General features: G+C 62.2%; 34 protein-coding genes. 7 read left to right on the top strand and 27 right to left on the bottom strand.

Going from position 1 to position 26,216, the window contains the following annotated elements; all coding sequences use genetic code 11:
- The 22 genes from A9Z05_RS37680 to A9Z05_RS34385 all read right to left on the bottom strand — a co-directional run bounded on the left by A9Z05_RS37680 (window position 1) and on the right by A9Z05_RS34385 (window position 18,206).
- Entirely contained in the window at window positions 1-1,119 is a 1,119-nt protein-coding gene (locus tag A9Z05_RS37680; protein ID WP_069617820.1) for a hypothetical protein, read from the bottom strand.
- Window positions 1,116-1,685, bottom strand: a complete 570-nt coding sequence (locus tag A9Z05_RS09270) for a phage tail protein I (protein ID WP_069617819.1) — start codon at window positions 1,683-1,685, stop codon at window positions 1,116-1,118. The genes A9Z05_RS37680 and A9Z05_RS09270 overlap by 4 nt, the downstream gene beginning before the upstream one ends.
- Window positions 1,675-2,568: a baseplate J/gp47 family protein gene (locus A9Z05_RS09265; protein ID WP_069617818.1), complete on the bottom strand. Its 894-nt coding sequence runs from the start codon at window positions 2,566-2,568 to the stop codon at window positions 1,675-1,677. Before A9Z05_RS09265 ends, A9Z05_RS09270 begins: the two co-directional genes overlap by 11 nt.
- Window positions 2,565-2,909, bottom strand: a complete 345-nt coding sequence (locus A9Z05_RS09260) for a GPW/gp25 family protein (protein WP_069617817.1) — start codon at window positions 2,907-2,909, stop codon at window positions 2,565-2,567. The genes A9Z05_RS09265 and A9Z05_RS09260 overlap by 4 nt, the downstream gene beginning before the upstream one ends.
- Complete coding sequence (locus A9Z05_RS09255; RefSeq protein WP_069617816.1) at window positions 2,906-3,112, bottom strand: hypothetical protein; 207 nt, start codon at window positions 3,110-3,112, stop codon at window positions 2,906-2,908. The genes A9Z05_RS09260 and A9Z05_RS09255 overlap by 4 nt, the downstream gene beginning before the upstream one ends.
- A gap of 63 nt (window positions 3,113-3,175) precedes the next feature.
- Window positions 3,176-3,856: a phage baseplate assembly protein V gene (locus tag A9Z05_RS09250; RefSeq protein WP_069617815.1), complete on the bottom strand. Its 681-nt coding sequence runs from the start codon at window positions 3,854-3,856 to the stop codon at window positions 3,176-3,178.
- Complete coding sequence (locus A9Z05_RS09245) at window positions 3,853-4,377, bottom strand: hypothetical protein (protein WP_069617814.1); 525 nt, start codon at window positions 4,375-4,377, stop codon at window positions 3,853-3,855. Before A9Z05_RS09245 ends, A9Z05_RS09250 begins: the two co-directional genes overlap by 4 nt.
- A complete protein-coding gene (locus A9Z05_RS09240; protein WP_059585217.1) occupies window positions 4,370-4,897 on the bottom strand; it encodes a phage tail protein in 528 nt (175 codons plus the stop codon). The genes A9Z05_RS09245 and A9Z05_RS09240 overlap by 8 nt, the downstream gene beginning before the upstream one ends.
- A gap of 5 nt (window positions 4,898-4,902) precedes the next feature.
- Window positions 4,903-5,193 (bottom strand): hypothetical protein, encoded by a 291-nt coding sequence (locus tag A9Z05_RS09235; protein WP_069617813.1) that lies wholly within the window; start codon window positions 5,191-5,193, stop codon window positions 4,903-4,905.
- Window position 5,194: 1 nt separating this feature from the next.
- Window positions 5,195-6,190 (bottom strand): major capsid protein, encoded by a 996-nt coding sequence (locus tag A9Z05_RS09230; protein ID WP_069617812.1) that lies wholly within the window; start codon window positions 6,188-6,190, stop codon window positions 5,195-5,197.
- Window positions 6,191-6,263: 73 nt separating this feature from the next.
- Window positions 6,264-6,608, bottom strand: a complete 345-nt coding sequence (locus tag A9Z05_RS09225) for a head decoration protein (protein ID WP_069617811.1) — start codon at window positions 6,606-6,608, stop codon at window positions 6,264-6,266.
- A gap of 30 nt (window positions 6,609-6,638) precedes the next feature.
- Complete coding sequence (locus tag A9Z05_RS09220) at window positions 6,639-7,706, bottom strand: head maturation protease, ClpP-related (RefSeq protein WP_023475483.1); 1,068 nt, start codon at window positions 7,704-7,706, stop codon at window positions 6,639-6,641.
- Window positions 7,703-9,196, bottom strand: coding sequence for a phage portal protein (locus tag A9Z05_RS09215; protein ID WP_069617810.1), 1,494 nt, complete (start codon window positions 9,194-9,196; stop codon window positions 7,703-7,705). The genes A9Z05_RS09220 and A9Z05_RS09215 overlap by 4 nt, the downstream gene beginning before the upstream one ends.
- On the bottom strand, window positions 9,193-9,399 hold the full coding sequence (locus A9Z05_RS09210) for a phage head-tail joining protein (RefSeq protein WP_027787007.1): 207 nt from the start codon (window positions 9,397-9,399) through the stop codon (window positions 9,193-9,195). Before A9Z05_RS09210 ends, A9Z05_RS09215 begins: the two co-directional genes overlap by 4 nt.
- 12 nt (window positions 9,400-9,411) lie before the next feature.
- A complete protein-coding gene (locus tag A9Z05_RS09205) occupies window positions 9,412-11,454 on the bottom strand; it encodes a phage terminase large subunit family protein (protein WP_371090819.1) in 2,043 nt (680 codons plus the stop codon).
- Window positions 11,399-11,929 carry a MarR family transcriptional regulator gene (locus A9Z05_RS36850; RefSeq protein WP_176730183.1) on the bottom strand — a complete coding sequence of 177 codons (531 nt, stop codon included), beginning with the start codon at window positions 11,927-11,929 and terminating at the stop codon, window positions 11,399-11,401. The genes A9Z05_RS09205 and A9Z05_RS36850 overlap by 56 nt, the downstream gene beginning before the upstream one ends.
- Window positions 11,930-12,391: 462 nt before the next feature.
- Window positions 12,392-12,934, bottom strand: a complete 543-nt coding sequence (locus A9Z05_RS09200) for a hypothetical protein (protein ID WP_141723392.1) — start codon at window positions 12,932-12,934, stop codon at window positions 12,392-12,394.
- 244 nt (window positions 12,935-13,178) lie between these two features.
- Window positions 13,179-13,952: a zinc finger-like domain-containing protein gene (locus A9Z05_RS09195; RefSeq protein WP_069617808.1), complete on the bottom strand. Its 774-nt coding sequence runs from the start codon at window positions 13,950-13,952 to the stop codon at window positions 13,179-13,181.
- A 220-nt stretch (window positions 13,953-14,172) separates the two neighbouring features.
- Entirely contained in the window at window positions 14,173-16,680 is a 2,508-nt protein-coding gene (locus A9Z05_RS09190; protein WP_069617807.1) for a VapE domain-containing protein, read from the bottom strand.
- Window positions 16,681-16,940: 260 nt separating this feature from the next.
- Window positions 16,941-17,324, bottom strand: coding sequence for a hypothetical protein (locus A9Z05_RS09185; RefSeq protein ID WP_069617806.1), 384 nt, complete (start codon window positions 17,322-17,324; stop codon window positions 16,941-16,943).
- Entirely contained in the window at window positions 17,311-17,853 is a 543-nt protein-coding gene (locus tag A9Z05_RS09180; RefSeq protein WP_060044608.1) for a phage regulatory CII family protein, read from the bottom strand. The genes A9Z05_RS09185 and A9Z05_RS09180 overlap by 14 nt, the downstream gene beginning before the upstream one ends.
- Before the next feature lie 83 nt (window positions 17,854-17,936).
- The gene (locus A9Z05_RS34385) at window positions 17,937-18,206 is read right to left on the bottom strand and encodes a YdaS family helix-turn-helix protein (RefSeq protein ID WP_072465517.1); all 270 of its coding nucleotides are present in this window, start codon (window positions 18,204-18,206) and stop codon (window positions 17,937-17,939) included.
- Here A9Z05_RS34385 and A9Z05_RS09175 point away from each other — a divergent pair.
- From A9Z05_RS09175 to A9Z05_RS34380, 6 genes are all read left to right on the top strand, one after another.
- Window positions 18,205-18,942, top strand: coding sequence for a LexA family transcriptional regulator (locus A9Z05_RS09175; protein ID WP_256121928.1), 738 nt, complete (start codon window positions 18,205-18,207; stop codon window positions 18,940-18,942). The two genes, A9Z05_RS34385 and A9Z05_RS09175, sit on opposite strands and share 2 nt — an antisense overlap.
- A 170-nt stretch (window positions 18,943-19,112) precedes the next feature.
- Window positions 19,113-19,391 carry a hypothetical protein gene (locus A9Z05_RS09170; RefSeq protein WP_023475494.1) on the top strand — a complete coding sequence of 93 codons (279 nt, stop codon included), beginning with the start codon at window positions 19,113-19,115 and terminating at the stop codon, window positions 19,389-19,391.
- 53 nt (window positions 19,392-19,444) lie between these two features.
- Window positions 19,445-19,807, top strand: coding sequence for a beta-hexosaminidase (locus A9Z05_RS09165; protein WP_069617804.1), 363 nt, complete (start codon window positions 19,445-19,447; stop codon window positions 19,805-19,807).
- Entirely contained in the window at window positions 19,807-21,411 is a 1,605-nt protein-coding gene (locus tag A9Z05_RS09160; protein ID WP_069617803.1) for a pyridoxal phosphate biosynthetic protein PdxJ, read from the top strand. The genes A9Z05_RS09165 and A9Z05_RS09160 overlap by 1 nt, the downstream gene beginning before the upstream one ends.
- Window positions 21,381-21,857: a hypothetical protein gene (locus A9Z05_RS09155; protein WP_371090799.1), complete on the top strand. Its 477-nt coding sequence runs from the start codon at window positions 21,381-21,383 to the stop codon at window positions 21,855-21,857. Before A9Z05_RS09160 ends, A9Z05_RS09155 begins: the two co-directional genes overlap by 31 nt.
- Window positions 21,858-21,868: 11 nt before the next feature.
- Window positions 21,869-22,072: an AlpA family transcriptional regulator gene (locus tag A9Z05_RS34380; protein ID WP_207921131.1), complete on the top strand. Its 204-nt coding sequence runs from the start codon at window positions 21,869-21,871 to the stop codon at window positions 22,070-22,072.
- 60 nt (window positions 22,073-22,132) lie between these two features.
- Here A9Z05_RS34380 and arsN2 read toward each other — a convergent pair whose 3' ends face one another.
- The 5 genes from arsN2 to A9Z05_RS09130 all read right to left on the bottom strand — a co-directional run bounded on the left by arsN2 (window position 22,133) and on the right by A9Z05_RS09130 (window position 25,342).
- Window positions 22,133-22,561, bottom strand: a complete 429-nt coding sequence (gene arsN2, locus A9Z05_RS09150) for an arsenic resistance N-acetyltransferase ArsN2 (RefSeq protein WP_069617801.1) — start codon at window positions 22,559-22,561, stop codon at window positions 22,133-22,135.
- Between the two features lie 21 nt (window positions 22,562-22,582).
- A complete protein-coding gene (gene arsH, locus A9Z05_RS09145; protein ID WP_069617800.1) occupies window positions 22,583-23,305 on the bottom strand; it encodes an arsenical resistance protein ArsH in 723 nt (240 codons plus the stop codon).
- Window positions 23,306-23,325: 20 nt separating this feature from the next.
- Entirely contained in the window at window positions 23,326-24,399 is a 1,074-nt protein-coding gene (gene arsB / locus A9Z05_RS09140) for an ACR3 family arsenite efflux transporter (RefSeq protein WP_069617799.1), read from the bottom strand.
- Between the two features lie 64 nt (window positions 24,400-24,463).
- Window positions 24,464-24,958 (bottom strand): arsenate reductase ArsC, encoded by a 495-nt coding sequence (locus A9Z05_RS09135; RefSeq protein ID WP_069617798.1) that lies wholly within the window; start codon window positions 24,956-24,958, stop codon window positions 24,464-24,466.
- A gap of 48 nt (window positions 24,959-25,006) precedes the next feature.
- Window positions 25,007-25,342: a helix-turn-helix transcriptional regulator gene (locus tag A9Z05_RS09130; RefSeq protein WP_069617797.1), complete on the bottom strand. Its 336-nt coding sequence runs from the start codon at window positions 25,340-25,342 to the stop codon at window positions 25,007-25,009.
- Window positions 25,343-25,681: 339 nt separating this feature from the next.
- Here A9Z05_RS09130 and A9Z05_RS38385 point away from each other — a divergent pair, with 339 nt between their 5' ends.
- Window positions 25,682-25,921 carry an Arm DNA-binding domain-containing protein gene (locus A9Z05_RS38385; protein ID WP_084044172.1) on the top strand — a complete coding sequence of 80 codons (240 nt, stop codon included), beginning with the start codon at window positions 25,682-25,684 and terminating at the stop codon, window positions 25,919-25,921.
- Window positions 25,922-26,216 lie beyond the last annotated feature (295 nt).

Here is a 26,216-nt window from a genome sequence, read left to right as displayed (position 1 = left end):
TCACTTTCCCCAACAGAAGATTCGACCGGCAATGCCGCCGGCTATCGCAGGCCCCGCCGGGTTAGATATCGTTCGCACGCGAGCCACAACCGTGGATTGTGTTGACCACGCCCCGTCGAATGCCCAGATCGTTGCGGTGTTCGAAGCCCAACCGCCCGGATTCGACTCATTCGCCATGCCGCCCAGTACCGCGTTTGGAAAAGTGAGCGGGAGCGTGAGCGTCATGTTGCCGTTCGCGTCGCTGGTGCCCGTGACCCACTGAAAAATCATCCCGCTCGGCAGTTTTTGGCAACCGTTTGTCCCGAGCGAACTGGCGAACGTTTGGCCGACGCGTTGCGTATAAGTCCCGAACGCCTGCCAATACGTACCGCTCCATACCAATACGACGAACTCGCCGGCCATCAGCGTGATCGACGCCGCGAGCCCAACCGTCGTATCGATGATCGCGTTCGAGTTCTTTGTCCCAATTGTCAATCCGGCTTGAGCGCCACGTTGAAACGAAATCGCAGCGCCCGGCGGTAAGCCCGTTTCGCTCGGCAGTGTGGCCGTCTGGGCCCCGGCACCGTTGAAGTAATGAAAGCCGCCGATGTCGTCGTTCGTCAGTGCCGTCGCAGCGGCGCCGATGCCGGAACCTGTGCCGCTGCTCAGATTGAAGTTCCCAAGCGCACGCTGCAGAAACTCGTTGGTTGTAAGCCTCAAGCTCCTGTCAAACTGCGGCGCAGCGGTGCCCTTCGGCGCACCAGTGAAAGCCGGTGAGTCCAGCGGCGCTTTTAGCGCGAGTTGATTCGTGATCGTCGTCGCAAAGTTGGGGTCATTGCCGAGCGCCTTCGCGAGTTCACTGAGCGTATCGAGTGTTTCCGGGGACTGCGCGACCAACGCGGCCAACTTTTCCGCCAGATCGGCATGCGTCGCATACTGCGGATGCGGATCAACTGCCGCAACGTGCCCGTCAAAGTCACTTTGCCTCACCTCAACCGCCTTTTTGAGGTAGCGCGTCCGGTTCGCGAGTTGCTTCGCCTGAAGGTTGTCGATACCTTCCGGGCCGCCGACGACCGGATCCGATTCCTCAAGCTGATAAATCCCGTCTTCCCACCGATCGAACTCAACCAAGTTCGTCATGTTGTGATACTCCCTCTCGTGTATTGGCCGTCCCGCCGCGCGACGCCGTTGTGACGAATCGGAACGGCTCTATAGTCGAGCGCCACAAGCTGACTGCGCGCGGGCGCATAACGCTCAATTGCGCGCCATAGCTTGTCGGCCTGATCACGGGTAATCGGCACGCCAAGCTTCACGATGTACTCGGCCCATGCGCTTGCCTTCCCGTGCAGTTGGTCGCCATTACGAACAAACGAGCCATCGCGCCGTCGCCCACTGCGTCCCTCGATAATCGTTACCTCGCCGAAACCGAGCCGCCGGATCACCTCCCGCACCGCCCACGGCGTCCCCTTCTTCCTGTGCAGCGCCATCGAGCCCTTCACCAGCGCTCGCCGCGCATCTTCGGATTCGGCCAGCTCCCAGCCATCGACGGCGAGCGCCCATGCGAGCCACGGCAACCACGCGGTCGGACAACGATCCGCGTCCCACAACGTGCGCAAGATCTCTGGATCGACACTCGGACGCAGTACGCGAGCGAGTGCGGCCTCCAGCGGTGTCTGGTTGGACGGCAGCAGTGGTTCACGCGTCATCTGCTCTGACCTCCAGATTGATGCTCGTACAGTGCGCAAACTCGCGCGCACCACACAAGACGTCGGCGGCCGGCGAACGCAATTCGATACGCGTGACACCGCTGTCCGGCGCATGCAGCGCCCCTTCAATCGCGGTTCGCGGCATGCCGGCACGAAGGCGTCGTGACTTCGCTATCACGCCGTCGAGCACCTTACGCCGTGCGTCGAGCACAATGTTCGGATCCGGCCCGCTGCCGACATAGATCAGCCCATCGATCGCATACTCGAACTTGATCGCCGGCTCGACCAGAACCGTGTCATTGAGCGGGCGGACCGTCTCCGGCGTAACCTTCGCGCGGACCAGATCGAGCAACGCCGCATCCGGTACACCGTCGCCACGTGCGGACATGATCGTGAGTCGCACCGTACCGGCCACCGGTCGGTCGACAGCGACATCGAGGACATCGGCCGACGCATCCATCGCAAATGCCCGGTATGCCGCGAATGGTCCGGCGACCGTCGCGCGCTCCATCGACATCTGGGTGCGCAACTTCAGCCGATCGTCGGATTCCATGCGCCGCGCGACTGGCGGATTCGCCTCGGGATCGCCGGGCTCAACGACTGCGCGCTCCGTATCCAGCAGCACGGCCAGATGCTCCAGATCAGCGCCCGTCGAGAAAGCGAGCATGCCCGCGCGGGCAGCGTCGTTCAGGCGCGCTGCTGCGCGGATCTCGTCATACGCTGCCAGCTCGATCAGCTTGACGACTGGATCCGACTTCAGCGCCGCCGTCCAGTCCGGATAGATCGATTTGAAGTACTCCAACTTCATCTGGAACGCCGCCTCGAAGTCGAGCACCTCGACAAGATCAGGGGGGTCCAGCGAAGCGAGATCAATAATCGTCATGTTGGCACCTCGATTTCGACGGCCGTGCCGTCGTACTCGCCGCGAATCGCGAACGTTGGTTTGCCGTCGATGATCGACAGCACCTTGACCTGAGTCAGCTTGATACGCGGCTCCCATCGCCCGATCGCGCGTGCGGCCTCGGCCTGCGCCGCCGAGATCCATCCGCGCGTGACCGGAAGATCGACCATCAACGGAATGTCCGAGCCGTATTCGGGCAGCTCCCGGCGGGTGCCCTTGCGCGTGCTGAGGATGTCGCCGAGACTCTGTTTCAGGTGCGCCACGCCACTGATCGGCGCACCCGTCCATCGGTCCATGCCGACGAGCGCACCCGACCGGCTCATCCGCGCTCCTCCAGCCGCTTGAAGTCCGGATGCGCGTCGAGGTATTCGATCTGCGCGGCCGTTCGTGCGATTGCTTCGCCGGAAAGGACGTGCACGACATCGCCGCTCGGAAACACGATCACGCGACTACGGAACCGCGTATCGAGAAACGTCGCACCGGGCGAAGCGGCCGGAGTTGCTGCCTGCGGAATATCTTTTGCCATGATGACTCCCTCAAAAACAAAACCCCGCCGAAGCGGGGCAAAGCAACTTTGTGAATGTGCGCGTTACAACGGGGGCGACACGGGCGCACCGTCACCCTCTTCCATGTGCGAATGTCTGAGGAACGACTTGCCGCCAATTTCAACGTCGTCCGTGTAAAGTGCCCCGCCCTCGACCTGGACGGCAGGGCCACTGTCACCGCCACCCTTGCCCTGCATCCCGCCGTTGAACGTCAACAGCTTCTCCGTCGTCGTGTTGCCCGTGAACGTCGAATCAGGAACATCGCCGAGCAATTTCTCCGTGCGCAACGTCACGCCGTCCGCACGCAGTTCCAGCTCCGTTGCGCCGATGCGAAACACGATCCGCCCACCCGCTGGCACGTCGACGCGGTATTCGTGCTTCTCGTGGTCATAGACCTCCGATGCACCGTCCGGGTAATCCCACGCCGTTTCGTTCGGATTGGACCGAGCAGAACCGCCATGCTGATCAGAGTAGTAGCCCGGAGCCGCGTATGCGCCAGCCAGATCTCCGGACGGGGCGAACATCGACGCCTGCTCGCCAACGGAAGGCGGGCGCCAGAAGCGCACCACACCCGCTGCGGCCGTCTTCCACGGCATCCAGTCGCTGACCCAATCGCCGATCCGCACACGGCACTGTGGCGGCTGATACGAGACGTTCTCGACCGTCCCGTGCTGCACCATGCAGGCCATGCGGCGATCAATCTCGCCCAGCTCGTAGTCGCTCATGATTCGCCGCCTTCCGCACCGGGATCCCAGTACTGCCCCTCGTTGCCCGGGCCAATGTCCGGGTCAACGCCCCATACGATCGCCCGCCCGTCGGGGATATCGTCCAGTTCGATCCCGAGCCCGAATTCATGCGTCCATTCGACGAGCCACACACAGTAGGTGTCGAGCTGCGGCCGGAACGGATCCTCCGCGACCTGCACGACCTTACCCGGCGTGATTGGCAGTTCCCACGTATTCCCGTGCACGACCATTGCGACGCGGGCCGCGACCTCGCGCACGGCCAGCTCCGCACCGTCCTCGATCGGATCGAACACGACACGGGCCTGCATGCGTGCAATCAGCGCGACGTCGCCGGTCCCATCGTCGTGACCGGGTTCGAACTCGTTCAGCTCGATCGCGATCAACGGCGTGTCGATCTTCTGACCGAGCCGTGGATATGCCTCGATCCGCTTCATCGTGGGCAGCTTCGCGCGCATGCCGCGCTCGATTGCCTCATGTAGCGCTTTCAGATTCTCAAGCACGGCGCATCACCTTCTGCAGTTCGTAGTTCACTTCCTGACGGAGAATCACCATCAGCCGAGCCTCGCAGGCTTTCGCGGCCCGCCGAAATGCCGGGTCGCCCGATTGCTGCCACGCCACCGTCACCATCCGGTACGGCATCCGTTCTTTACCGACGCGCTCGTAAATCGGCCCGTCCGGCTTCCGATTCGTCTGTCGCCACGCGCCCTCGAACGACTGGCGGCCGACTCGCATCCCCTTGCGCGTCCGCGTCGCCTTGCCGAGACGATGCGCTTCGATCGGGTTCAGGCCGAGCCACACTTTGCCGGTATCAGCCGAGCGAAGAAAGAAGTAGAGGCGGCGACGGATCGCCTTCTGCGGGATCTTCGTCGCGGCCCCGACCTCTTTCGCCGTCTGGCTCTTGATCCACCCGGCCGTCTTGCGCAACGTCCGTCGCCACGCAGCCTGCATCGCGGACGGCGACAGCCCTTGCAGCACCGCCGTCGCCTCTTTGATATCGATTTCGATCTTCAGATCGTCCATATCGCCTACTGGAGAATGAGGATTGTCCAGCCGGTGCCGTCCGGCTTCGCTTCGAGCACCCGGTAACGCTCCTCGCTCGCGATCAGGATGCTGCCTTGCCGGACCCCGACAGCATCGCGATCACGCACATGGAACACTGGCGCAACCAGTTGCGTACGCTGGCTACCGAGATCAGGGCCGATCCAAGGCGACGCGAACATACCTTCGACGGGCCGGCCGTCGATCGTGATGTCCGCGTCGCCCAGGTCGCGCAGCACCGCAGCGTCGACGTCCGAGATCAGATCCCGGAACGCCATGTCACGCCTTCAGCTTGATGAGCGCTTTCGGGCGCGTGCACAGGTGGATGGGGTTCGACTGCGCCTCGACCTCGACGCCCTTGCCGAAGGGCATCAGTTCCTGCTTCGCGTAGTACGGAATCCCCGTCGTGTTCACCGCCTCGACGTAGTCGGCCGGCGCGAAACGCGTGATGAAGAGATCGGACACGCCCTCCGGCACCGCATGCGCTTCGTCGTCCGCGACATACCCGACATCGCCGACGCGACCGCGATAACGCTCGAACGTGCAGCCACCGAAGTCGAACGCGTCGCGCGCATCGCCACGCAGCTGCGCGGCCATCACGGACGCGAGATACGTTTCCTTCACCGACTTCGCGACGATCAGCTTGTTCCAGAACTCGCGCCCGCAGAGCACACGCACGCCCGTATACGTCATCGCGCCGAGCGCATCTTCGATCGCGTCCTGCACCTCGACGCACTTCTGGCGAATCTCGGTGGTCGCAGTCGACAGTTCGAACGCAATGACCGTCTGCTCGATGCCGAAGTACTTCAGCAGATCGATCAGCACCGTCTTGCCGTCCGCGTCGAGCACCGCGCCCTTGATTGCGCCGATGCGGTGGAATTCGTGCGTCGCATCGAGCTGCCGACGCATCTTCGCGAGTCGGCGATTCACGACGGTCTGGAGTGCCTCCAGCTCCGTTTCGGAACCGAATGCACGCAGGTTCGCGATTTCGTCGGCCATGATCACCGCACGCTGCGGCAGATGCACCGTGTTGAACGGGATCATGTTGCGCTTGCTGCCCGCGACAATAGCGGACGGTGCACCGCGCTGGCCAGACGCGACGAGCGACAGCGTGTCGCCGTCGCGCTCGATCTGGATCGTCGTCGTGGTGATGCCGTCCTCTTCGAACAGCCCGAGCGTGCCGATCCGGCCGGGAACATACGGCTGCTCGTTGATCGCAGCACTCAGGGACGACAGCGAAAACGCGTCGTCTTGAAACAGGGCGATATCCGCCATACAACCTCCGACATGAAAATGGATACAAAAAAGGCCACGCGGTTGGCGTGGCCTTGAATGGGGTGTGTTGTGATCAGCGGACGATCACGTGTCGCTCGGCGAGATCCCCGCGACCGGCCGCATCGAGGCCCGTCAGAAGCGCGCCCGCGACTTCAGCGAGCCGGACGACACCCGTCGCCGGTCGCGGCGCTTCGGACGCCGCCAGCGGCGCATAGAGAATCGCTGCGGCGACCTCCGAACCGTCGTTCGCGGCGTTGTCGTACGGCGCATACTCGCCGGTACTGGTCACACCGAGCACCTGCCCGGCCGGCAGCGCCGGGCCGGCCTTGACGATGATGTGCTCGCGCGAGATCTGACCGTTGCCCTCCGACACGAGAAATTCGGCCGTCAGAGCGGCCTGTACTTTCCAGTTCGACATGAGTTTTCCCCTCCTCGGGTTACGTCAAAGTTACTTGCCGCTCTTGCGAGCCGCGTAGATGGACGCCGCACGCGGCGCATTCGCGACCACGGGCGCGTCTTGCGACGCAACCGGGGCAGCACGATGGTTGATCGGCTTCTGCGAGGCAGTCATGCGCTCGAACAGCCGCGCGCGCACCTGATCCGGCGACAAGCCATCCGAGACAAAGCCGGCCGTCAGCTCGGTCAGGCTTGCGGCCAGACAGATACCAGCGATGTCCTGCGCGTTGCGGATCGCGGCGTCGACGCTCGCGCGATCCCGTAGGCCGGTCGCCAGCACGATGCCCTCCGCGCAGTGCTCGATCCGCGCGTCGCGGCACGCGCTGTAGACGTGGGCAGCGAGAACCGACACGTCCGGACCCGGCGCGGGTGTGGGCGTCGGCAGCCGATGAGGCTCCGGGGCCGGCGTCACCTCGCTGTCGTCCTCCAGCACGGCGCGGATCTCGGCCGGCACCGCCGCATAGCGTGCGGCGAGCCGTGCCGCGCCCGCATACGCCTCGATCCGGATCGGATCGACGATCGCGTCGCAAAAGCCTTGCTCCTTCGCCTGCGCGGCCGTGAGCCAGGTCTCGGCATCCATGATCGCGCGGACTTCCTCTGCGGTTCGGCCGCTGCGCTCGACGTAGGCCGCCAACATGCTGTCGGACGTGCTGTCCAGCAGATCGGCGAGCTTGCGCAGATGCTCCGCTTCGCCAGCCGCGACCGTATTCGGGTTGTGGATCATCAGCCTCGCGTTCGACGGCATCTCGATCGTGTCGCATGCCATCAGGATCAGCGACGCAGCCGATGCGGCGACACCGTCGACGCGCCCCGTCACCTTGCCGCTATGCCGACGCACCGCGTTGTAGATCGCGAACGCATCGAACACGTCGCCGCCCATCGAGTTGATCGCGAGGACGATCGACGTCGCTGTCGACGCTACCTCGTCCAGCTTCGTCGCAAACAGTTCGGCGTCGGTGCCCCAAAAACCAATGTCGCCGTAGATCCGGATCTCGACCTCGTTCCCGCCCGCCGCGTTCGCTTGCGCACGGATATCCCACCACCGCTTCTTCCCTTTCATTCGCCCTCCCCAATAGAAAGATCGCCCGCGCCGTCGACCGGATCGAGCGTGTCATATCGAATCCCGAGCCGGCGCTCACGCGCGAGATCGTCCGCGTTCTCTCGATCGACCTGCTCCGGATCGTCACCACGCGAAAGCACCGCACCGGTCCGGCTCGCCAGTCCGGAGCGAATCTCCATTCGCTTCGCCGTGACGTCCTGCACCGGATGGATATACGGCCAGCCCTGCGGCACCCATCGCACCCGCAGATAGTCACGACGACGTCGGTAGTAATCCGGCATCGGCATCGCGCCCGACAACGCGCAAGCGTCGACCCACCAGCGCCACACCTTCCGGCAAAACTGGTGAATGAACACGTTCCACTGGAGCTGTTCGATCGATCGCCGGAACTCATTCAAGATCACGCGCAGCACGCGATCGCTCACGTCGCGCAGATCGCCCGTCATGACCTCGTACGGCATGCCGACCGACGCCGCAGCGGCCATCAGTTGCTGACGCATGAACGGGCCGTAGTCGGTCCCCGCACCCGGCGGCTCCGCAAAAGTGACGCTTTCGCCCGGCGCTAGCTCCTGCATGCTCCCCGGTTCGAGCGAAACGACCGGTGAGAAGCCGTCGACGTCGTACTCCATCGCCGCGCCCGTCACTGGATCGCCCATGAGGCCCGGCTCGGCGGGCGGCTTCGTGATGAACCCTGCAAAGAGGTTGCTGACCTCTTGCCGGAACAGCACTGCATCGTCGAAGTTGTCCAGTGACTTGAGCCGCAGCAGCACGGTCGACAGCACCGGCACGCCGCGCACCTGTCCGGGCCGAAGCGCATGAAAAACGTGCGCGATCTCGTCAGCCGGCACGCGCACGGTCTGCATGTTGGTCGTCGACGCCCGCCCGTACTCGCCGGGATGACGCTGCAGCAGGTGATAAGCAACACGCCGACCGTCCGCATCGAACTCGACGCCATTGATGATCTCGCCCCCGCCCGCCACGATCTCGTTCTTCTCCACCGGCAGCAGATCGCCTTCGAGTAGCTGGATCTGCATCGGAACCGCCAAGCCCTCACGCGGACTGCGCAATCGGCGACGCACCAATACCTCGCCATCGCTGAAAAATGCTCGGCCCGCAAGCGTCTGTACTCCGCCGATGTCGGCCCGCTCGTCCGCGTCGATCTCCTCGCAGCTATCCTCCCAAAGTTGCTTTTGCATTTTGCGCACTGCATCGTTCGGATGCTGCGGATGCGCCTGAATGCCAGTGCCGATCGTGTTCGAGACAAGCCGCTCGATGACCGCTTTTGCCCACGACTCGTTGCGGATCGCGTCGCGAGCGCGCGAGCGCAGTAGCGGCAGGTTTTGCACCGCCGCCGCATTCGGTCCCGCGCTCGACGTCCGCCACGACTTCGCCCGCGCGCCTGTCGTGCTCGCCGACTCGTAGGCCGCCGCTTTGAGCCGCGTCGGCACCACGAATCCGCGCCGCGCGAGTGACGGAAAGCCCGCCTTCATCGCACCCCCTTGCCGGCGTGACGAATCCGGACGATCGACGAACGCCCGGCCGCGCCGTTCAGGTCGCGAATGATCTCGGTGCGCGCCTCGCGCAGCTCGCCGATCGAGCGATATTTCACGCGCCGGTCGGCATACTGGACTTCCAGCTCGCCCTTCGCGATTGCCGACTGGATGCTCTGCAGATCCTGTTTCGTGTATGCCATGCCATTCCTCGTTTAGCGCCGCTTCAGGTACGTCGAGCGACCAACACGACGCCCCTGAATGCGCGAAACCCCGCTCGGTGGCGGGGTTTCGGTGGGTTTTGCTACCTGCGGCGACGGCCGCGGCGTCTCGATAATCTCGGGCACGTCCGGCGGATCGGGCGGCACCTCGGCCGGCAGCGCCGTCGGCAATGCCTCCAGCACCGGGACCGCATCAAACAGCGAGACCTGCGACGCACGATGCTGCGCGGCTTGCCAGTCCGCTTCTTTCATCAGGTGCACCTTCACACTGCGGGCCGCGTGCAACGCATACCCTTCGCAATCCAGCGCTTCGTTTCTCGGGCTGATCTTCTTCCACACGCGCTTACCGCCACGTGGACCCGGCACCTTGACCTCCGCCGTGAGCTGCGACAGGTAGTCGCTGCGCACGCCGCGATACCAGTGCATGCGGCCCGGCCCGTCGCCTTCGAGTTTCAGTCGGTTTTCGAGAATCAGGTCCTTTGCACGGCTAACGCCGACCATATACGGCCGCAGCCCGTACTTCGCCGCCTTGCTGTTGTTGCGCGTCGAGTCGATCGACGCCTTCGGCACGCTGAAGATCTCCGCGTCGACGTTGCTGCTACCCTTGACGGCCATGACGTTGTAACCGGCCTGCTGCGCCGCGCGCACATACCTGTATACGGCGTCCGACGTCGCACCGTCCGACGAGTCGATCGACGTTGCACGGATACGCAGCAGCCAGCCGTTCTCATGCCGGTATGCGTGCGACAACAGCATCGTCAACGCGCCCCATACGCCGCCTGTCATCGGGTCTTGCTGCTGCTCCGTCACGTTGCCGTATATCTCGCCCCATGCGACGAGCCAGCTTTCCTCGCCGCGCCCCCATGCACGCAGGACGATCGCGAGCCGGTCGTGCTGCACGTCGACGCCGAGCGTCAACACCAGACCGCCGAGCGGGACCGTCAGCTCCGCGTATGGCAGCGCACGTTGTGCGAGCACGTCCAGCTCCGGCAGATCGGTCTTGTACTTGTACGCCCGGCCCTGCGAGTTGTTCACGAACGAACGCATCTTCGTATCGTCGCCCTCGCGCAGCGCCTTGTCGGCGGTCAGCCACTTCTTGACCAGCTCGGCCATGTTCGAGCCGGGAAACGGCGACACCAGCTCGTTGATGCGGAAGCCGGCAACGCCGTGAAACGGTGCCGTCGCAACCCATCGCCCGCGCCGGACAGCGCGAATACGCGTCGCGTCGTCCCACAACGAACCGCAATGCGGGCAGGTGTAACGGGCCGTCTCCGGTTGTGCGCGGCCGTAGACCTCATGTACGACTTCGGCGCCTTCGCTCCACGTGACGTTTTCCCACGCCAGCTCATGCTCCTCGTCGCAATCCGGGCACGGCACCAGATACACGCGCTGATCCGATGCCGCGTAAGCCTGCTGGATGCGCGACAGGCCGTCGATGGTCGGCGTGCCGCCCAAGATCATCTTGCGTCGCCGGGCCGAGTAGCTCTTGTTCCGTTCCTCCAGCAGCGTGATCGAATCGCCCTGCTCGCGAACGTTCGTATTCGCGTCGTCCGGCTCCTCGACCGCGACGACCGGGGCCGGCGTCGACTTCACTTCGTCCGGCGCGTTCGACGTGATGAACTTCAGGAAGCCGCGTGCGAACGTTTTGTGATCCCACAAGTTGTTTTTGTCGCGGGCCGCGTGCACCGGCAACTTCGCCGACAGGCGAGGCGTCACCTCGACCATCGGCTCGAACTTCTCCAGGTTGAACTTCTTCGCCGTCTTCTCTTTCGGGAACATGACGATCATCGGGCACGGGTCAACGTCGATCCGCTTGCCGATGTAGTTCAGCAGCACGCCATCTGTCCACGCGACCTGCGCCGACTTCATGCATACGATCTTCTGCACGGTCGGATCGTCCAGCGCTTCGTGCATGCCGAACACCCACGGCGTGATGTTCGGGTTATACCGGCCGGGGCTGGCCGAACCCTTCGCGCTCAACCTACGATGTTTGCGTGCCCAGTCCGTCGTCCCAATCCGCTCCGGCGGTCGCAGCATCTTCGCGATCCGGCGAATCACCGCGTGGACTGTCTGGGTCGTATTCAGAAAGCTGCTCAAGGCATCCATATATATGCTCGTTCAACCATTCGACGTCCACCTCGACGCCGTACAGCGTGCGCAGCTCCTGCACCAGCTTGTCGGAGAGCGACAGCAGCTCCGTTTGAAATGCGCCGACCATCAGGCCGTACGCCTGTTCGAGCTGCGCCGCGTTGACGAGCTGCCCCTTCTTCTCGGCCAGCGTCAGGAGCTTGATCTCGCGATCGACGATCTCGGTCTTCGCCCGTTCGGCGACGAGATCGATTCCCGTACCGCTGGACCGGCCGGCCGCGACCTCGCGCAAATGCCGGATATACGCGACGCGGATCTCGTCGATCGACGCCACGCGGTAATCGAGCTGGACCTTGTCGACGAATCGCGAAACGGCCGACTGGTCAAGGTCGAGATGGTCAGCGATCTGCTGCTGAGTCGGCATGAATATGACCCCCTATGGGAACTCGCCAGTAGAGAAAAAACGCGGGTGCGAGCCCCCGCGTGCGGCGATGCCCAGAGGGTCCCCGCCTGCTCACAAATTAGGCAGGCCCGCACCGATCGCGACATCGGCGGTCACGCCGTCGCCTGCTCGGTCGATTGCCCACACGACACGGTCCATCGCGTCGTCAAACACGAAGCACCGCGCTGTAACACGTCCCATGCTTCGATCCTCATCCCATGCCGCCCAAAGGTCGAACTGGCAGCCCCCATCACATCGAACATTCATTTCGAGGCACCAATAGAAAAAGCCCCGAGCACTTTCGCACTCGAGGCTTGTGAACCGGACACGTCCGATGGTTACGCTAAAATCGTTTTGGGCAACAACTGCCCGTCATGGAGACCAACTAAATGAGTCAAGATCGACCCACCATTCCTCAGCCCACGCCCGGTCGACGGGAACAGGCTAATGTGCCGCCACGTGAAACGCCGAGACAGCCAACGCCGTCCCAGCCACAGAGGCAGAGATAACGGGAACCAGCAAGGCATAGAGGCGGATTCGTTCTAAGCGGTCCGCCGCCTCTCCATTGCGTGACTGAGCAAGTTTGATCCGTAGCTGCATGTTTTCCAGCTCCACTTCGCGCACCAACTGCAGCGAATAATTCGGCAGATATAGGTTCTTCGGTTCGTTTGCAGGCGCTTGAATATTGTCGAGATTCAGACACCGCAGAATCAGCAACGCAGCCAACAACAAGAGACAGACGTTGAACGTCAACGCCGCCGCCATCAACCAGTATGCCGCATGCGTGTCGAACAGCTTGACGACATAAGCGGATGCACCACCGACGCCGGCTAAGATCACCGTCAGCGTAGTATTCGCTTCCTTTTTTATGTGCTCCGCACATTGAATATGGAATTGCAGATTCTCAGCAGCTTGCTTTTCCACCCAATCGAGCATTCTGTCCTTCTCTTCGCTCGCCGACTGCAGCCCCGCATCTACGTTCGACATATACCCCCCATGCAAAAAAGCCCCAAGGCTTACGCACTCAGGGCTTCGATATTCATTTCGTAAGGGCGAACGCCCTCCCAACAGATCCCGGCAGACAGTTATCGTTGTTGGTCGCGGCGCTCCCGCGATTCAGTATGCCTGTCGGGCGAAGGTTGCGACACGAGTATGCGGTCGCTCATTTATCCAGTGACGCGGTAAAGGATGTGCAGATTTTAAGCGATCCGCTCTTGAAATGGAATACGTTTCATCCTCGCAATTGACGACGCAATGTGTCGTACACCGATCCATCGACCGTATCCAGCAGCGCGAGCATGTCGTGGAAGCGCCACGACCAGTTCTTCCGATACTCGTCGAGCGATACACCGAGTGCGTGCGCCCGGCCAGCGTCGTCGATCTGCCGCTTGCCGGAACCGGAACAGTTCGGGCAAATGTGCCGGCCCTTCGCATCCGAAGCCGGCGACGCAGCGATCCGCCCCATCCCGCCGCAGTCGTCGCATGGTTCGTATTCCCGAAATACCAACGGCCCGTTACGCCCTTCGAAGAACGGGATACGTTCCTCTGATACACACACTTTGCCGCTGCCCCCGCATACATCACACGCGTGCGTTGACGTCGTGACAGGACGCGCACGACGCACGACACCACGCCCTTCGCACTCGACACATTGATCGTTCACCCACTCATCCAGCAACCGCAGCGCGAACCGCTCGACGATATCGACCTTCGAACGCTCGACAGCGTGTCCCGCACGTTGATCGCGGCGCTCGTCGCGCGACAGGCCGGTGAACCGCGCACGCTTGAATCGGCCCGACGTCCGGATCATCTGCGCCAACAGCAACATTGCACGTCGCACCATCGCAGGCGTCGGCATCGGCCCGGCCTTGATTCGGGCCAGCAAGCTCCCGAGATCGTTCGCAAAGGCGAGCGCGCCCAAAGTAACTTTAGGATCGGCAATCGGGTCGGTGAACTGACCACGAACGCTCATCGCAACGCCCACCCGCTCTTTCAAATCGATCATCACTCTCTCCTACTCGTCCTAATGTCCCAATGTCTCAAGGGAAGAAGCTTGCAGGGGTGCGCGCCTGCGACATGCGACATGCGCCGCTCACGTCGCGCATGTCGCGCCCCTGCACCCGCGCCCGAGACCGCGCCTTGGGACGTTGGGACATGGGACGTCCACAGCGCGCCAAGACGGGCCGAGTGGCGCGCTTACCGTGGAGGCACAGCGCGCCGCGCGATTACAGCGGACTGTCGTCATCACCCGCTGCGACCAATTCGCGCTCCGCTTCCGGCTCTTGCTCTTCCTTCACGTAGTACCAGCCACGCGACCCGGTCGACTCGCGCTTGCGCACCCACCCGAGCGACTTCAACGCCTTGCCGATGCGACGCTGCTCTGCCAGCGTCCATTTCGACGTATCGAGCTTCAGAATGTCCGCGAGGATCTCTTCCATCGTCGTGCGCGACACGAATTCCAGGGCCTTCGCGATCTTGTCCTCGTACACGTCGCCCTCGTAACGCTCCGCTTGCTCGATTTCGAACAGGGGGCGCTCATGCTCTTCTACGTGCCACACGACGCCCGATCGATACAGGTGCACGGCTTCGGCCCAGAGTTGATCGCGGACGGCCACAATGCCGTCGATGTCGACCAGACCGCCGACACGCAGCGGCCAGTAACGCCGGTTGCCCGATTCGTCTTTCAGGTACGTGTCGAAGTTGACCGAGCCAGCGAACACGCATTGACGCGGGACGTCGGTCGCCCGCTTACCGTAGAAGTTGCGGAACCGGTCGACGGCCGTCGCGAAGAAGCTCTTCACCGCCGACGAGTCGGCCTTGTTCAACGAGTCCAGCTCGGCCAGCTCGATCACCCACTTCCCGGCCAGCACCGCGTATGTGTCTTTGTTGCCGATCTGGATTGGCGTATCCGTGAACCACGAAGCGCCGGCCAGCACCTTCAGCGCCGTCGATTTGCGATGCCCCTGCTTGCCTTCGAGGATCAGGACGTTGTCGACCTTGCAGCCCGGCTCCATCACGCGCGCGACGGCGGCGATCATCCATTTCATGAACGCGAGCTGCACATACTCGCTGTCGGCGACACGCAGGTAGGTCGACGGCATCGATCGCACGCGCGACACGCCGTCCCATTTGAGCCCTTCGAGGTATTCGCGCACGTCATGGAAGTGCTGCTCGTCCGCCACCAACAGAACCGCGTTCATCACGATATCGGTGCGCACCGAGAGGCCGTAGCGCTGCGACAACCAAAGCGCACAGCGCTGATCGTCCATGTCAGTCCACTCGCCCTTCACGCCTTGCCGGAACGGCGGTGCCTTGCGCTTCATCACGCGGCCACCGAAGTCGTCCTGCTCGATGACGCCCTGCCACGCTTTGTGATTCGCCAAGATCATGTGCACGTTGCCGAGCGTCGGCAGCAGCGTGCCCTTGTCCGAACGCGCGAGATCCTGCTCCCATGTGTGCGCGCCGTTCTCTGCCTCGCGGCCATCCCATTCCGGCTGTTTCGCGGCAGCGGACGTCGCGGCGGATTTCGTCGGCGTGTCGTCCGCGGTCGACACCGCAACCGCCGCCGGTCGGATCTCTTCGTTCGCTGGCGCGATGACGCGCAAGATTGCCGCCTGCACCTGAGCCTGGACAGGGTCGATGCCCTCTTCGACGTGCAGGTCGTTGAAATCGGTCAGCTTGCGCTCGCCGCGCTTGGCGAATACCGGATAGACGACGCTGACGTCGGCGACCATCGCTGCCGCCTCATACGCACGTTTCAGGCCCGTGTTTTCGAACCGCTTACGACGCAACGGCATCACGTCGTTTCCGTAGCTGACCTCGACATACGGCACGCCATTGTCGTCACGACGGCGTGACGCGGCGACCATGTACCACGTGTTCTTCGCCTCGATCCGTACCGGGTCGGCACCAAACGGCAGTTCACCCCGGAAACCGAACTCGTCGGCGAGCCAGTCGCGCATGCGCTGCTCGATCTTCCAGTCGTCGTCGGCGCAGACCAGCACATGCACATCCGGATACGTCGCACGCAAATACCGCACGGCCGGGAGGATGCCGCCCGCGTCAAAGCAGACATTGACCGCGAACGCCTCGTCGACCGCCACGCGGATCGATCGCGCGGTCGCGTAGCCTTCGGCGACCAGTACGATCTGGTCGTCGGCGCTCACCTCGCCGAGCAGATACGACGCGCCCTTCTTTTCCATGCCCTTGTTGAAGCGCTTCGCGCCGTCCGGCGTGATCTTCTGCAGACCGACGAGCCGAGCGTCATCGCCGTACTGATACATCGGCACGAAGATCGTGCCGTCCGCGTCGAAACGCACGCCTTCGGCCGTGATGCGCTTGCGTTCAAGATAGGTGGAATCGCCATGCTCTGCCGCGCGGTTCCACTGATCTCGCGCGCGGTTCGCGGCGAGCTTCGCCTGACGCGCATCGCGCTCGGCCTGCTCACGGTCGGCGGCTTCCTGCCGGCGACGCGTCTCCGCGAGCACTTCCTCGCTCATCGGTGCGCCGCTCCATTCGAATCGCTCGGTGCCCGGATCGTCGCCCGAGAAGTGGCCGAACGTGCCGCCATAGCCGATTACCGCGCCCTTGCTGATGATCTCTCGAAGCTGATACCAGTATTTCTTGCGCGGCCCATACCGATGATGTTTGCCGTCTGCGACCGGATGGCCGGCAGGCAGGTCGGGATGCCCCGCAGCGCGCAATTGCTGAATGATCTGGTCCAGTGTCGCCATACAAAAATTCCCTCGATCAAAGTTACTTTGGCCGCATGTCGCGGCCAGATCACAATTCGTTGAATGGTTCCGTGCTAACTCGCACGCCGAACGGTCTCCAACTCGACGAGACGGCGGTCGCGTTCGACCTTGTGAGAAAAGCTTCGCCATACGGCTCGTCCCGCCGCATAGCACTGCCGCCCGCTCGGCGAGCGGCTGTATTGCAATGCGCTGCGTCGCAACGCGCTACTGATCCCGTTCACGTTCACATGTGTCTCCGGTTATTTGCCACGCAGTCGACGCCATTCCGTCGACATGAGATCGTCGAACGCGGCAAGGTCCAGTGCGCAGAGACGATCGGTAAGTTGGTCGCGGAACGCGTGACGTTCCGCCTTGGTCGCGAGCGCGGCGCATGCGCGCGCCGCTCGCTCGATGAACAGGCGCACGCGCCCGGCTGCGTTCGCTTCCGCAAGAATCGGAGCGAGGCGATCGGGGAACGTGGCGATCAATTCGGACAGCAAGCGCCCCGCTTCGGCGGGGGCATACTCGAATCGGGATGTGAGCGTCGTGACAGAGCACGCCAGTTGCTGCTCGGGCGAGCAGTAGAGGCCGACGTGTTCACGGTCGGGACGACAGCACCCCATGCCAGGCTTAAACCGCTCCATGACGACGGCGTCGACGCGCGGCGAGGTTGCGAGCAGCGTGAATCAATCGCTGGAACAGACGCTGGCCCTTGCGGCCGGTCGCGATGATCTTCTCGGCGTGTTGATCGTCGATCCGCTGATCAGCCAGCGCACGCGTCACGTCGTCGGCGACGAGGCCAACATGCGCCTGCAGGTGCAGCGCCGTCGAAACAAGGCGCAGCGTGCCGGGTTCGCTGACGTCGTCAGCGGCATGGTCGTCGACGTGCTCGGCAACCAGCCCGAAGCGCGCGTTCAACGCATGCAGCGCGTCGAGCGCATACGCCTCGCCCTCTGCCTTTTCCTGCATCCACTCGATCAGCAGCTCGAACATTTCCATCGACAAGCGACTATCGCCAACGCCACGCAGGCGAAGACGAAGCGATTCCGGCGTGATGTTCTTACCGCGCCGGATCGTAAGGTGGTTCGCCGCGTCGGCGACACCGCCGGGCGTGTTGCGAACGGACGTATAAAGCACGTCCAGCCATTCGGTACTGTCGTATCGGCAGGTCATAGCGTTTGAGATCGGAGCGTTTCATCCTGTCGCGACGCACGAAACGTCACTAGGATTCGAGATGTGCGATCGAAACCGCACCGTTAGCTGTTGCAGACATGCGTTGCGCTTGGCGATGGCCCCGATTGGCGGACGAAGGCCCAATCGACCCGACTGTTCAGTTCCTCACATCGCACGGCACCGTGGCAAAGCTGCTCAATTGGAGGGCAGTGTTCAGCCGGCACCCGCCGGCCCGCCTGCTTCCATTGCTGGACCGCCGCGCGAGTCACGCCGAGATGATCTGCAAGCGACTGCATAGTCAGCCCGGCCGCTTTGGCGGCCCGATCCAAGGGGTGTTCAACGATGTTGTCCATGAGCTTCCATCATCAGCGCAATGATAGAAATTCTAACATTCGAGAGATAGAAAATATAGCCGTATGCGCGCAAGATTTTCTTACCATTGAGCGCATGGACATCGGTGAATGGATAAAGGCCAGCCGCGAAGCTGCCAGCCTCAAGCAAGATGAACTCGCGGAGCGATTGGGGAAGACGCGCGGCAACGTGTCAGCGTGGGAGAACGGCCGTCACGAGCCAAGCTTCGGCCAGATTCTTGAGATCGCACGTATTACCAAACATGCAATTCCCATCCCCGGCGTTGCGGGTACGCCCATTGGGAACGTTGTCCCGGCGAATGTCGGCACGCGTCGCGTACCGCTGATCAGCAGCGTGCAAGCCGGCCTGATGAGCGAGGCAATCACTCCGTTTCCACCTGGCGGTGCATTCGAGTACCTGCTAACCGATCTAGAGCTATCGGATCATGCGTTCGCCCTTGAGGTAGAGGGGGAATCGATGGCACCGGAGTTTATGCCCGGCGATAGAATCATCGTTGAGCCAGCCATTGCACCTAGGCCGGGCGACTATGTCGTAGCTAAGAACGGCAAAGAAGAAGCCACGTTCAAGAAGTACAGGCTTCGTGGCGTGAGTACGACTGGCGCGGAAGTGTTTGAGCTGGTCCCACTGAATTCCGACTATCCAACGATAAATAGCGAACACGAACCCGTTCGGATTATTGGCGTGATGGTTGAACACCGTCGATATCGCCGGCGATAACTCGCTCCCCGCAGTCCCGCTTCGGCGGGATTTTTTTTGCGCACCCCACTCCTGACTATTGCCTGCTCGATCTCAATAGATAGATTTTCTACCCGCAAGGATAGTTTTTCTTGCATGTGATTGGATAGAAAATCTATCATCCTCACGTCACAACCTATCGTGAGGAACTGATGAATCGCGAACTTCCTGAACTGCACGCCTCGCAACCCGTCGCTCACCACTGTCAAGCGAGCCGCCTGATCGATTGCCAGCTCTACGACCGTCACGAATGGCTCCGCGACGAGCAAACACCCCGCATTACCCCGTCCGAGCCGGCACGCCAAAGCAACTTTGAAAAATCGAAGATCTTCCGCTGGACGGTCGTCGCCGCCCTGCTGTTTGTCGTCGTGAATGTGTTTCAAGACGATCCGGTCGTCGCCCCAACGACCGCTTACAACGTCACCGTCTAAACCGCCCCGACATTGCCGGGGCGAGAGCCCGCCCCGGCGTCATGGAGACCACCATGCCGCGCATCAAAGTCAAAGCAGAACCCCTATTCGACGTCGAACGTCGCGACACCCTCTCACTCCGCACTTTCACGCGATACGACCGAAGCGCACGCCGTCCGTCGACACCGATCCTGATCGGCAAGTACGTTGTCGGACGTCGCCCGCTGCCGGACAGCGTGCATACGGAATATTTGATCCTCGACGGTACAGAGATCGCCCGCAGGCAGATCTCGATTCCGGACGAAGGCAACTGCGCTGACGCAATCAAACGCCTGCGCGACGCCAAGCGCGCAGCGGGCGTCGAGGCGTCGAACGCGATCGATAAAGCGAAGAAGCGTGGCAAGACGCGGACGGCGGTACCGCAGGAGGTTGCGTAATGGACGACCGCACGCAACAGCTCGACCTGACGGCCCCGATCCCGACCGGCAACATCAAGGCCGCAGCCGCTGCGGCCGGCGCAACGTCAGCGGACCTGTGGATGGTCCCCTACGACCAGCTTCATTACGACCCGTCGGACAATATTCGACCGGTTGATCCCGAGTGGGTGAAGCACCTCACCGCGCTGATGATGGAAAACGGATACGACAAGGGCTCACCGCTCCATTGCTACGCGCGGAAGGTCGCGGGCAAGGATCTGCTGTTCGTATACAAGGGGCAGCACCGCTACCTCGCGGCCGGCAAAGCGATCGAAGCGGGCAAGGACATCGGAAAGATCCCGGTCGTCGTCCGTGACGCCAAGACGGTCAACCGCGCCGAAATGGTGATCGACGGTTATCTCAGCAACAACGGCAAGCAGTCGTCGCCGCTTGATCTGGCCGCTGCCGTCGCAGAACTGCGCGACATTCACGGCATGACGCTTGCCGCCATCTGCAAGCGCTTGAACGTCACCGATCAAACGATCCGCGACGTCGGCCTCCTCGAACGGGCACCGGCCGAACTGCATCAGCTCATACGGAACGGCCAATGTACCGGCACACTGGCCATCGAGCAGATCCGCCTGCACGGTGGCGACAAAGCGCTCGAACGCATCGTCGTCGGGATCTCCAAAGCCGCTGAAGCCGGCAAGACGAAGGTAACGAAGAAGTACCTCGAAGCAGCGCCCCTGCTCGATACACGCCCGGACCCGGAACCTTCCGCCGAGCATGCAGCACCCGCATCCGCCGACACGGACACCGACACTGCACCGCTCGCTGGGTCAACGACCGCGGAATGCACGATTGCGACTCAAGCGCCGATGCAGGCAGCGTCGCGGCAAAGCGCCCCCACCAAAATCAGCGAGAAGCAGTCAAAGCAACTTTTGCAGGCCCTGCAGGCTGTACTCCATGACAAGAACTTCGGCCGACTGGCAAAGCCGACGATCGAAGCAGTTCATACCGCGCTGATGCCGCTCGCCGATCTACTCGGCCGCCCCTCAACGACAAAGGTCTGGCCATTGTCCGAGCCGGATGCAAACGGCTGCTGCGAGCCTGTCGATACGGTATGCGGACCTGAGCGAACCGGAAGAATTAAGGGGCCGCTCGCATACATTCGCGTCGCGCAGCCCGCACCCGGCGCATGGATTTACGCGATCGAATACAACACCGGGACCAGCTTCGCGAGCGACCCGCTGAAGGTATCGCCCCAGACGCGCGCGGTATGGACGCGCGTTCAAGCGATTCGTTCCGGCGCAGCGCGGCTCATCGAGACGATCAAATCGCCGGCCCACGGACGAACCAAGGCCGAGCAAGCATCATTCAAGCGCATTCTCGAATGGGCGCACGAGATCATCGACATGCCCGATCCCGACATGACGGCCGAATTCTCTGCCGCCACCGCCAAGGGTGAACGTCCTGATTTGTCGGACGTGTTGACGGCCATTGGCCATAAGCAGCGGATCGCGTCAAATAAGGCGCTGCTCGATACAGCGTTCCCGGCGCGAAAAGCAAAGCCCGGCCTCGACCCCGCGTCCGCATGGCCGTTCCCGACCGGAGCCGCAAATTGAACCCGCGCCCGGCCCTTTCTACCCCACGTCCGCTGCCGCGTAAGCGGGAACACGCAAAGAAGCGCCCGGCTATCGCACTGGCGAGCGTCAACGACACTTCGATGCAGTCTGACTGCAGCGGGCTGACGCCCGCAAAAGCGATCCAGAAGGACGAAGCGCCGCTCACGCGGCGCAAACCTATCCAGACAAACGAAGCCTTGGCGAACACCCACCAAGGCAGGCTCGCGCGGCTCGACGCGCTTCGCATCGAGATCCGCGCATTGGTTGCCGAGATCTCGCACGCGGCCGACGTCGAGCTGCTGGACCTGATTGCCGGCGAGATCGGCTCCTTCGACCGCCACAAAGCCGCACAGGACGCACGCACCTGGGCAGAAACAGCCGCGATCACGCTTGAGACGGGTTTCATGCAACTCGCCTGCGCAACGCTGCCTATCAAAGAACAATGAGGAAAGCTGAATTGAGTACCACCACTGAACGCCTCCTGCGACTGCCGACGGTTATCAGCATGGTCGGCTTGGGCAAGACGACGATCTACGACATGATGAAAGAAGGCAGCTTCCCGCGACCGCGACGCGTGCGCAACCTGTCACTTTGGGCAGAGACGGAAGTGCAAGCGTGGATTCGCTCCATCACATCGGCCGCGACATCGGCAGCTCAATGAGACGTCCCGACGATTCGCCACAGCACCGGTATCGCGCCGGGCTTGTGGCGATCGTAACGCTCAAAGAACCCGCTGCATTGAAACCGCAGATCCCGGACACACTCCTTGAAACTGTGTCGATGCGAGCGCCAAAGGCGGAACGTCTCCGCGTGCAACGCGCACGAAGCCCAGATCTGCGAAATAATCCTCTGCGGTCGTTGTGAGAAGCACCAACGACCGGACGTTTCGAGTATTGCACTCGTCCACCAGCCGCGACACGATCACCCGCCCGATGCCGGAGCCGCGCAAGGACTCAGCCACTGCAATGGAACGTAAAAGCGCGACGTCGCCGTAGTTCTCAAGGCCACCGCATCCGCACATCGTCGAACCTTCCATCGCAACCACAAAATTCTGCAAGTGGCCTCTGACGCCAACGACGGGCAGACTACATTGGCACAGCAGCGTTTCAATCGACGCTAGGTCGTCGACAGTAGCCGGGCGGATCTCCATCGTCACTCCTTGGACTGGATTTTAGATACTTCGCTGATTCACGCGCTTCGACAGTTCCTCAGCGCGTTCCTTTCGCTCGCTGTACCGATCAACCAGATAAGGGCCGACATCGCGCGTGAGCAGCGTGAACTTCACCAGTTCCTCCATCACGTCCACCACGCGATCGAAATACGCGGACGGCTTCATCCGCCCTGCTTCGTCGAATTCCATGAACGCCTTGGCCACCGACGACTGGTTCGGGATGGTCAGCATGCGCATCCAGCGGCCAAGTACGCGCATCTGGTTCACCGCGTTGAACGACTGCGAACCACCGCTGACCTGCATAACCGCGAGCGTCTTACCTTGCGTCGGCCGCACGGCGCCGACCGACAGCGGAATCCAGTCGATCTGCGCCTTCATGATCCCGGTCATCGCGCCGTGGCGTTCCGGCGAACACCACACCATCCCTTCCGACCACATCACCAGCTCGCGCAGCTCGACGACTTTCGGATGACTGTCGGGTACGTCATCAGGCAGCGGCAGGCCACTCGGGTTGAACACGCGCACCTCGGCGCCCATCGCCGTCAGCAGGCGCTCGGCCTCCTCGACCAGAAGGCGGCTGAACGAACGCTCGCGCAGCGAGCCGTAGAGCAGCAGGAGCCTCGGCGGATGAGTCGACGGCGACGCCGGCCGCAACTGGCTGGCGTCCGGCACACGGAACAGTTCGGCATCGAGTTGCGGCAATTCGGTCAGGTAGTCGGTCATGGCTGAATTCTCGGATGATCTCAAGTGCGGCACTCGTACCAGCCCTTCGAGTGATTGACAACACGCACTACCAGCAACATCACCGGCACCTCGATCAGCACACCGACGACGGTGGCCAGCGCCGCACCAGAGTGGAAACCGAACAGACTAATTGCGGCCGCGACGGCAAGCTCGAAGAAGTTCGACGCGCCGATCAGGGCTGACGGACATGCGATGTTGTGCTTCTCGCCGACCGCGCGGTTCAGCCAATAGGCGAGCGCCGAATTGAAGAACACCTGGATCAGAATCGGCACCGCCAGCAGCGCGATCACCAACGGTTGCTTCAGGATTGCTTCGCCCTGAAACGCGAACAGCAGGACAAGCGTGGCCAGCAGCGCGGCGATCGACCACGGGCCGATCTTCGCCATTGCTGCATCAAACGCCGGCTGCCCCTTCGCGAGCAGCACCCTGCGCCAGATCTGCGCGAGGATGACCGGGATGACGATGTAGAGCACGACTGACGTGAGCAGCGTCGCCCACGGCACCGTGATAGCGGACATGCCGAGCAGCAACCCGACCAGAGGCGCGAATGCGATCACCATGATGCTGTCGTTCAGTGCGACCTGCGACAGTGTGAATAGCGGATCGCCGCCCGTCAGCCGACTCCATACGAACACCATCGCCGTGCAAGGCGCAGCGGCAAGCAGGATCAGGCCCGCGATGTAGCTGTCGAGCTGGTCGGCCGGCAACATCGGCGCGAACAGATGCCGGATAAACAGCCAGCCGAGAAACGCCATCGAGAATGGCTTGACGAGCCAGTTCACAATGAGTGTGACGCCAATGCCTTTGACGTGTTGACGAACCTCATGCAACGCGCCGAAATCGACCTTGACCAGCATCGGGATGATCATCACCCAGATCAGAAGCCCCACCGGAAGGTTGACCTGCGCATACTCCATCCGGCCGATCTGCTGGAACAGGCCGGGCAGCACCTGGCCGAGCGCGATGCCCGCGACGATGCATAGCGCGACCCAGACGGTCAGGTAGCGTTCGAAGAAGTTGATGGACGGCTTTGCGACAGCCCTGTCCGGCGGGGCGACGTTGGACGTGTTCATTGGACAGTGTTCAGTCGTGAAATCATTGGCGGCCGGTCGATTCGGCAGACGGCCATGCGCGTGGTCAGTTTTGCGAGATCTCGAACAACGCCGCCTGCAGTTCCGCGTTGTTCATTCGATCAAGCGGCAGTGTCAGCAACTGCAGCATGCGATAACCGATGGCTTGCCGCGTCAGCTCGAAGGTGAGACGCTTCCCGTCATCGCCGCCCGTCGCGTTCGACGGATCGGCGTAGCCCCAATGGACTTTGACGGGACTACCGGGCCAGTACGGGCATGTCTCTGCCGCCGCGCTGTCGCATACGGTGATGACGACACGCATTTCTGGCACGCCGTCGCCGACGAACTCGTCCCAGCTCTTGCTGCGGTATCCGTCGACGTCGACGCCCGCGTTCGTCAACGCTTCCAGCGCGAACGGATTGAGGCGACCGCTTGGCGCACTTCCGGCGCTGTACGCGCGCACGCTCTTGCCGAGCTTCGCGGCCCAATGATTCAGCATCCCTTCCGACAGCACGCTTCGCGCCGAATTGTGGGTGCAGAGAATCAGTACATTCGTGGTCATTTCAGTGCATCCAAAGTTACTGTTGGTCGATATGCACGGCGAAGCGCTTCATGATTGTTGCTCCTTGGCGGGAGAACACGCACTAACCGACGAGCAGGGATTGCCGCCGCAGCAGTTCTCCGTGAGGTAGGCCAGCAAGCCGTTCATCGTGGCGAAGTTCGCGCAGTAAAAGACGAAGCGGCCTTCCTGACGGCTGGTGACGAGTTGCGCATGTGCCAGTTCTTTCAGATGAAAGGACAGCGACGACGGCGGCACGTCGAGCAGCGTGGCAATCTGCCCGGCCGGCATGCCTTCCGGCCCGGCTTGCACGAGAGCGCGGAAGACCGCGAGCCGAGACTCATGCGCGAGTGCCGCAAGCGCGGCGATGGTTTGGTTCGTTTCCATATTTCTATATTAATCGAAATATGGAACACTTCAAAGGATGACGTCGGAATTTTGGTGATACCCCCGTCGTGGCCAGTCAATCAAAAAGGGGGTATCGAAGGGGGTACCAAATCGCATCAGAGAACATGTTTTTGTTAATTATCAATTACATATGTCATTTAAAAACCCTTCAACTTCCACATGACGATATGTCTGATCACTTCGGTTGCTCCTGTTCGTGTTGGTTCGGCGATTCGCGTGGAACCCTTGCCAGTCGGGCATCTTACGCCCGCCCGCCGCTCGACTCTCCGTTCGCTCGATATCTCGTCCGGTCGAAAAAACGGGTAATAAAGGGCATCAATTGAAATCTTCACAGAAGATAGCCGCTTTCTCACCGTATCACTCGCCGACGTCAAGATCCGACGAGCGAAGGCAGGCGACAAGCCTACCAAACTTACCGACGACAATGGACGGTATCTGTTGGTGAAGCCGTCCGGCTTCAAGCTCTGGCGTTACAAATACAGGATTGCCGGGAAGGAAAACCTCTTCCCGATTAGCGAATATCCCACGATCAGCCTTCAAGACGCGCGCTGCGCGTGACGATGCCCACGAACTCGTCAAGAAGGGACCGCACCAGTCACATGCTCGGCACGAATTGCTGTCGGCACGTATCAACGAAGGCAAAGCCACTTTTCGCGGAGTCAGCGACGCGTGGCTGATGCAAGCGTGGGCAAATTGGCTCGACGACGTCGAGCGAGAAGCACTCCAACCCCAAGACGGCGGCGCAGCAGATGTCTCCCTGTTGGTGACCGATGCAGCAGTACCTGCGCCATCTGACAAGGCCCGGCGCACAAACCTACGCCAAGACCTGCGCTCGTGCTTTTTGGGGATAGGC

Source organism: Burkholderia sp. A2 (assembly GCF_001729305.1).
GTDB lineage: Bacteria > Pseudomonadota > Gammaproteobacteria > Burkholderiales > Burkholderiaceae > Burkholderia > Burkholderia sola.
The sequence above is the reverse complement of the archived record's forward strand: the minus strand, read 5'-3'. Positions and strand labels throughout refer to the sequence as shown.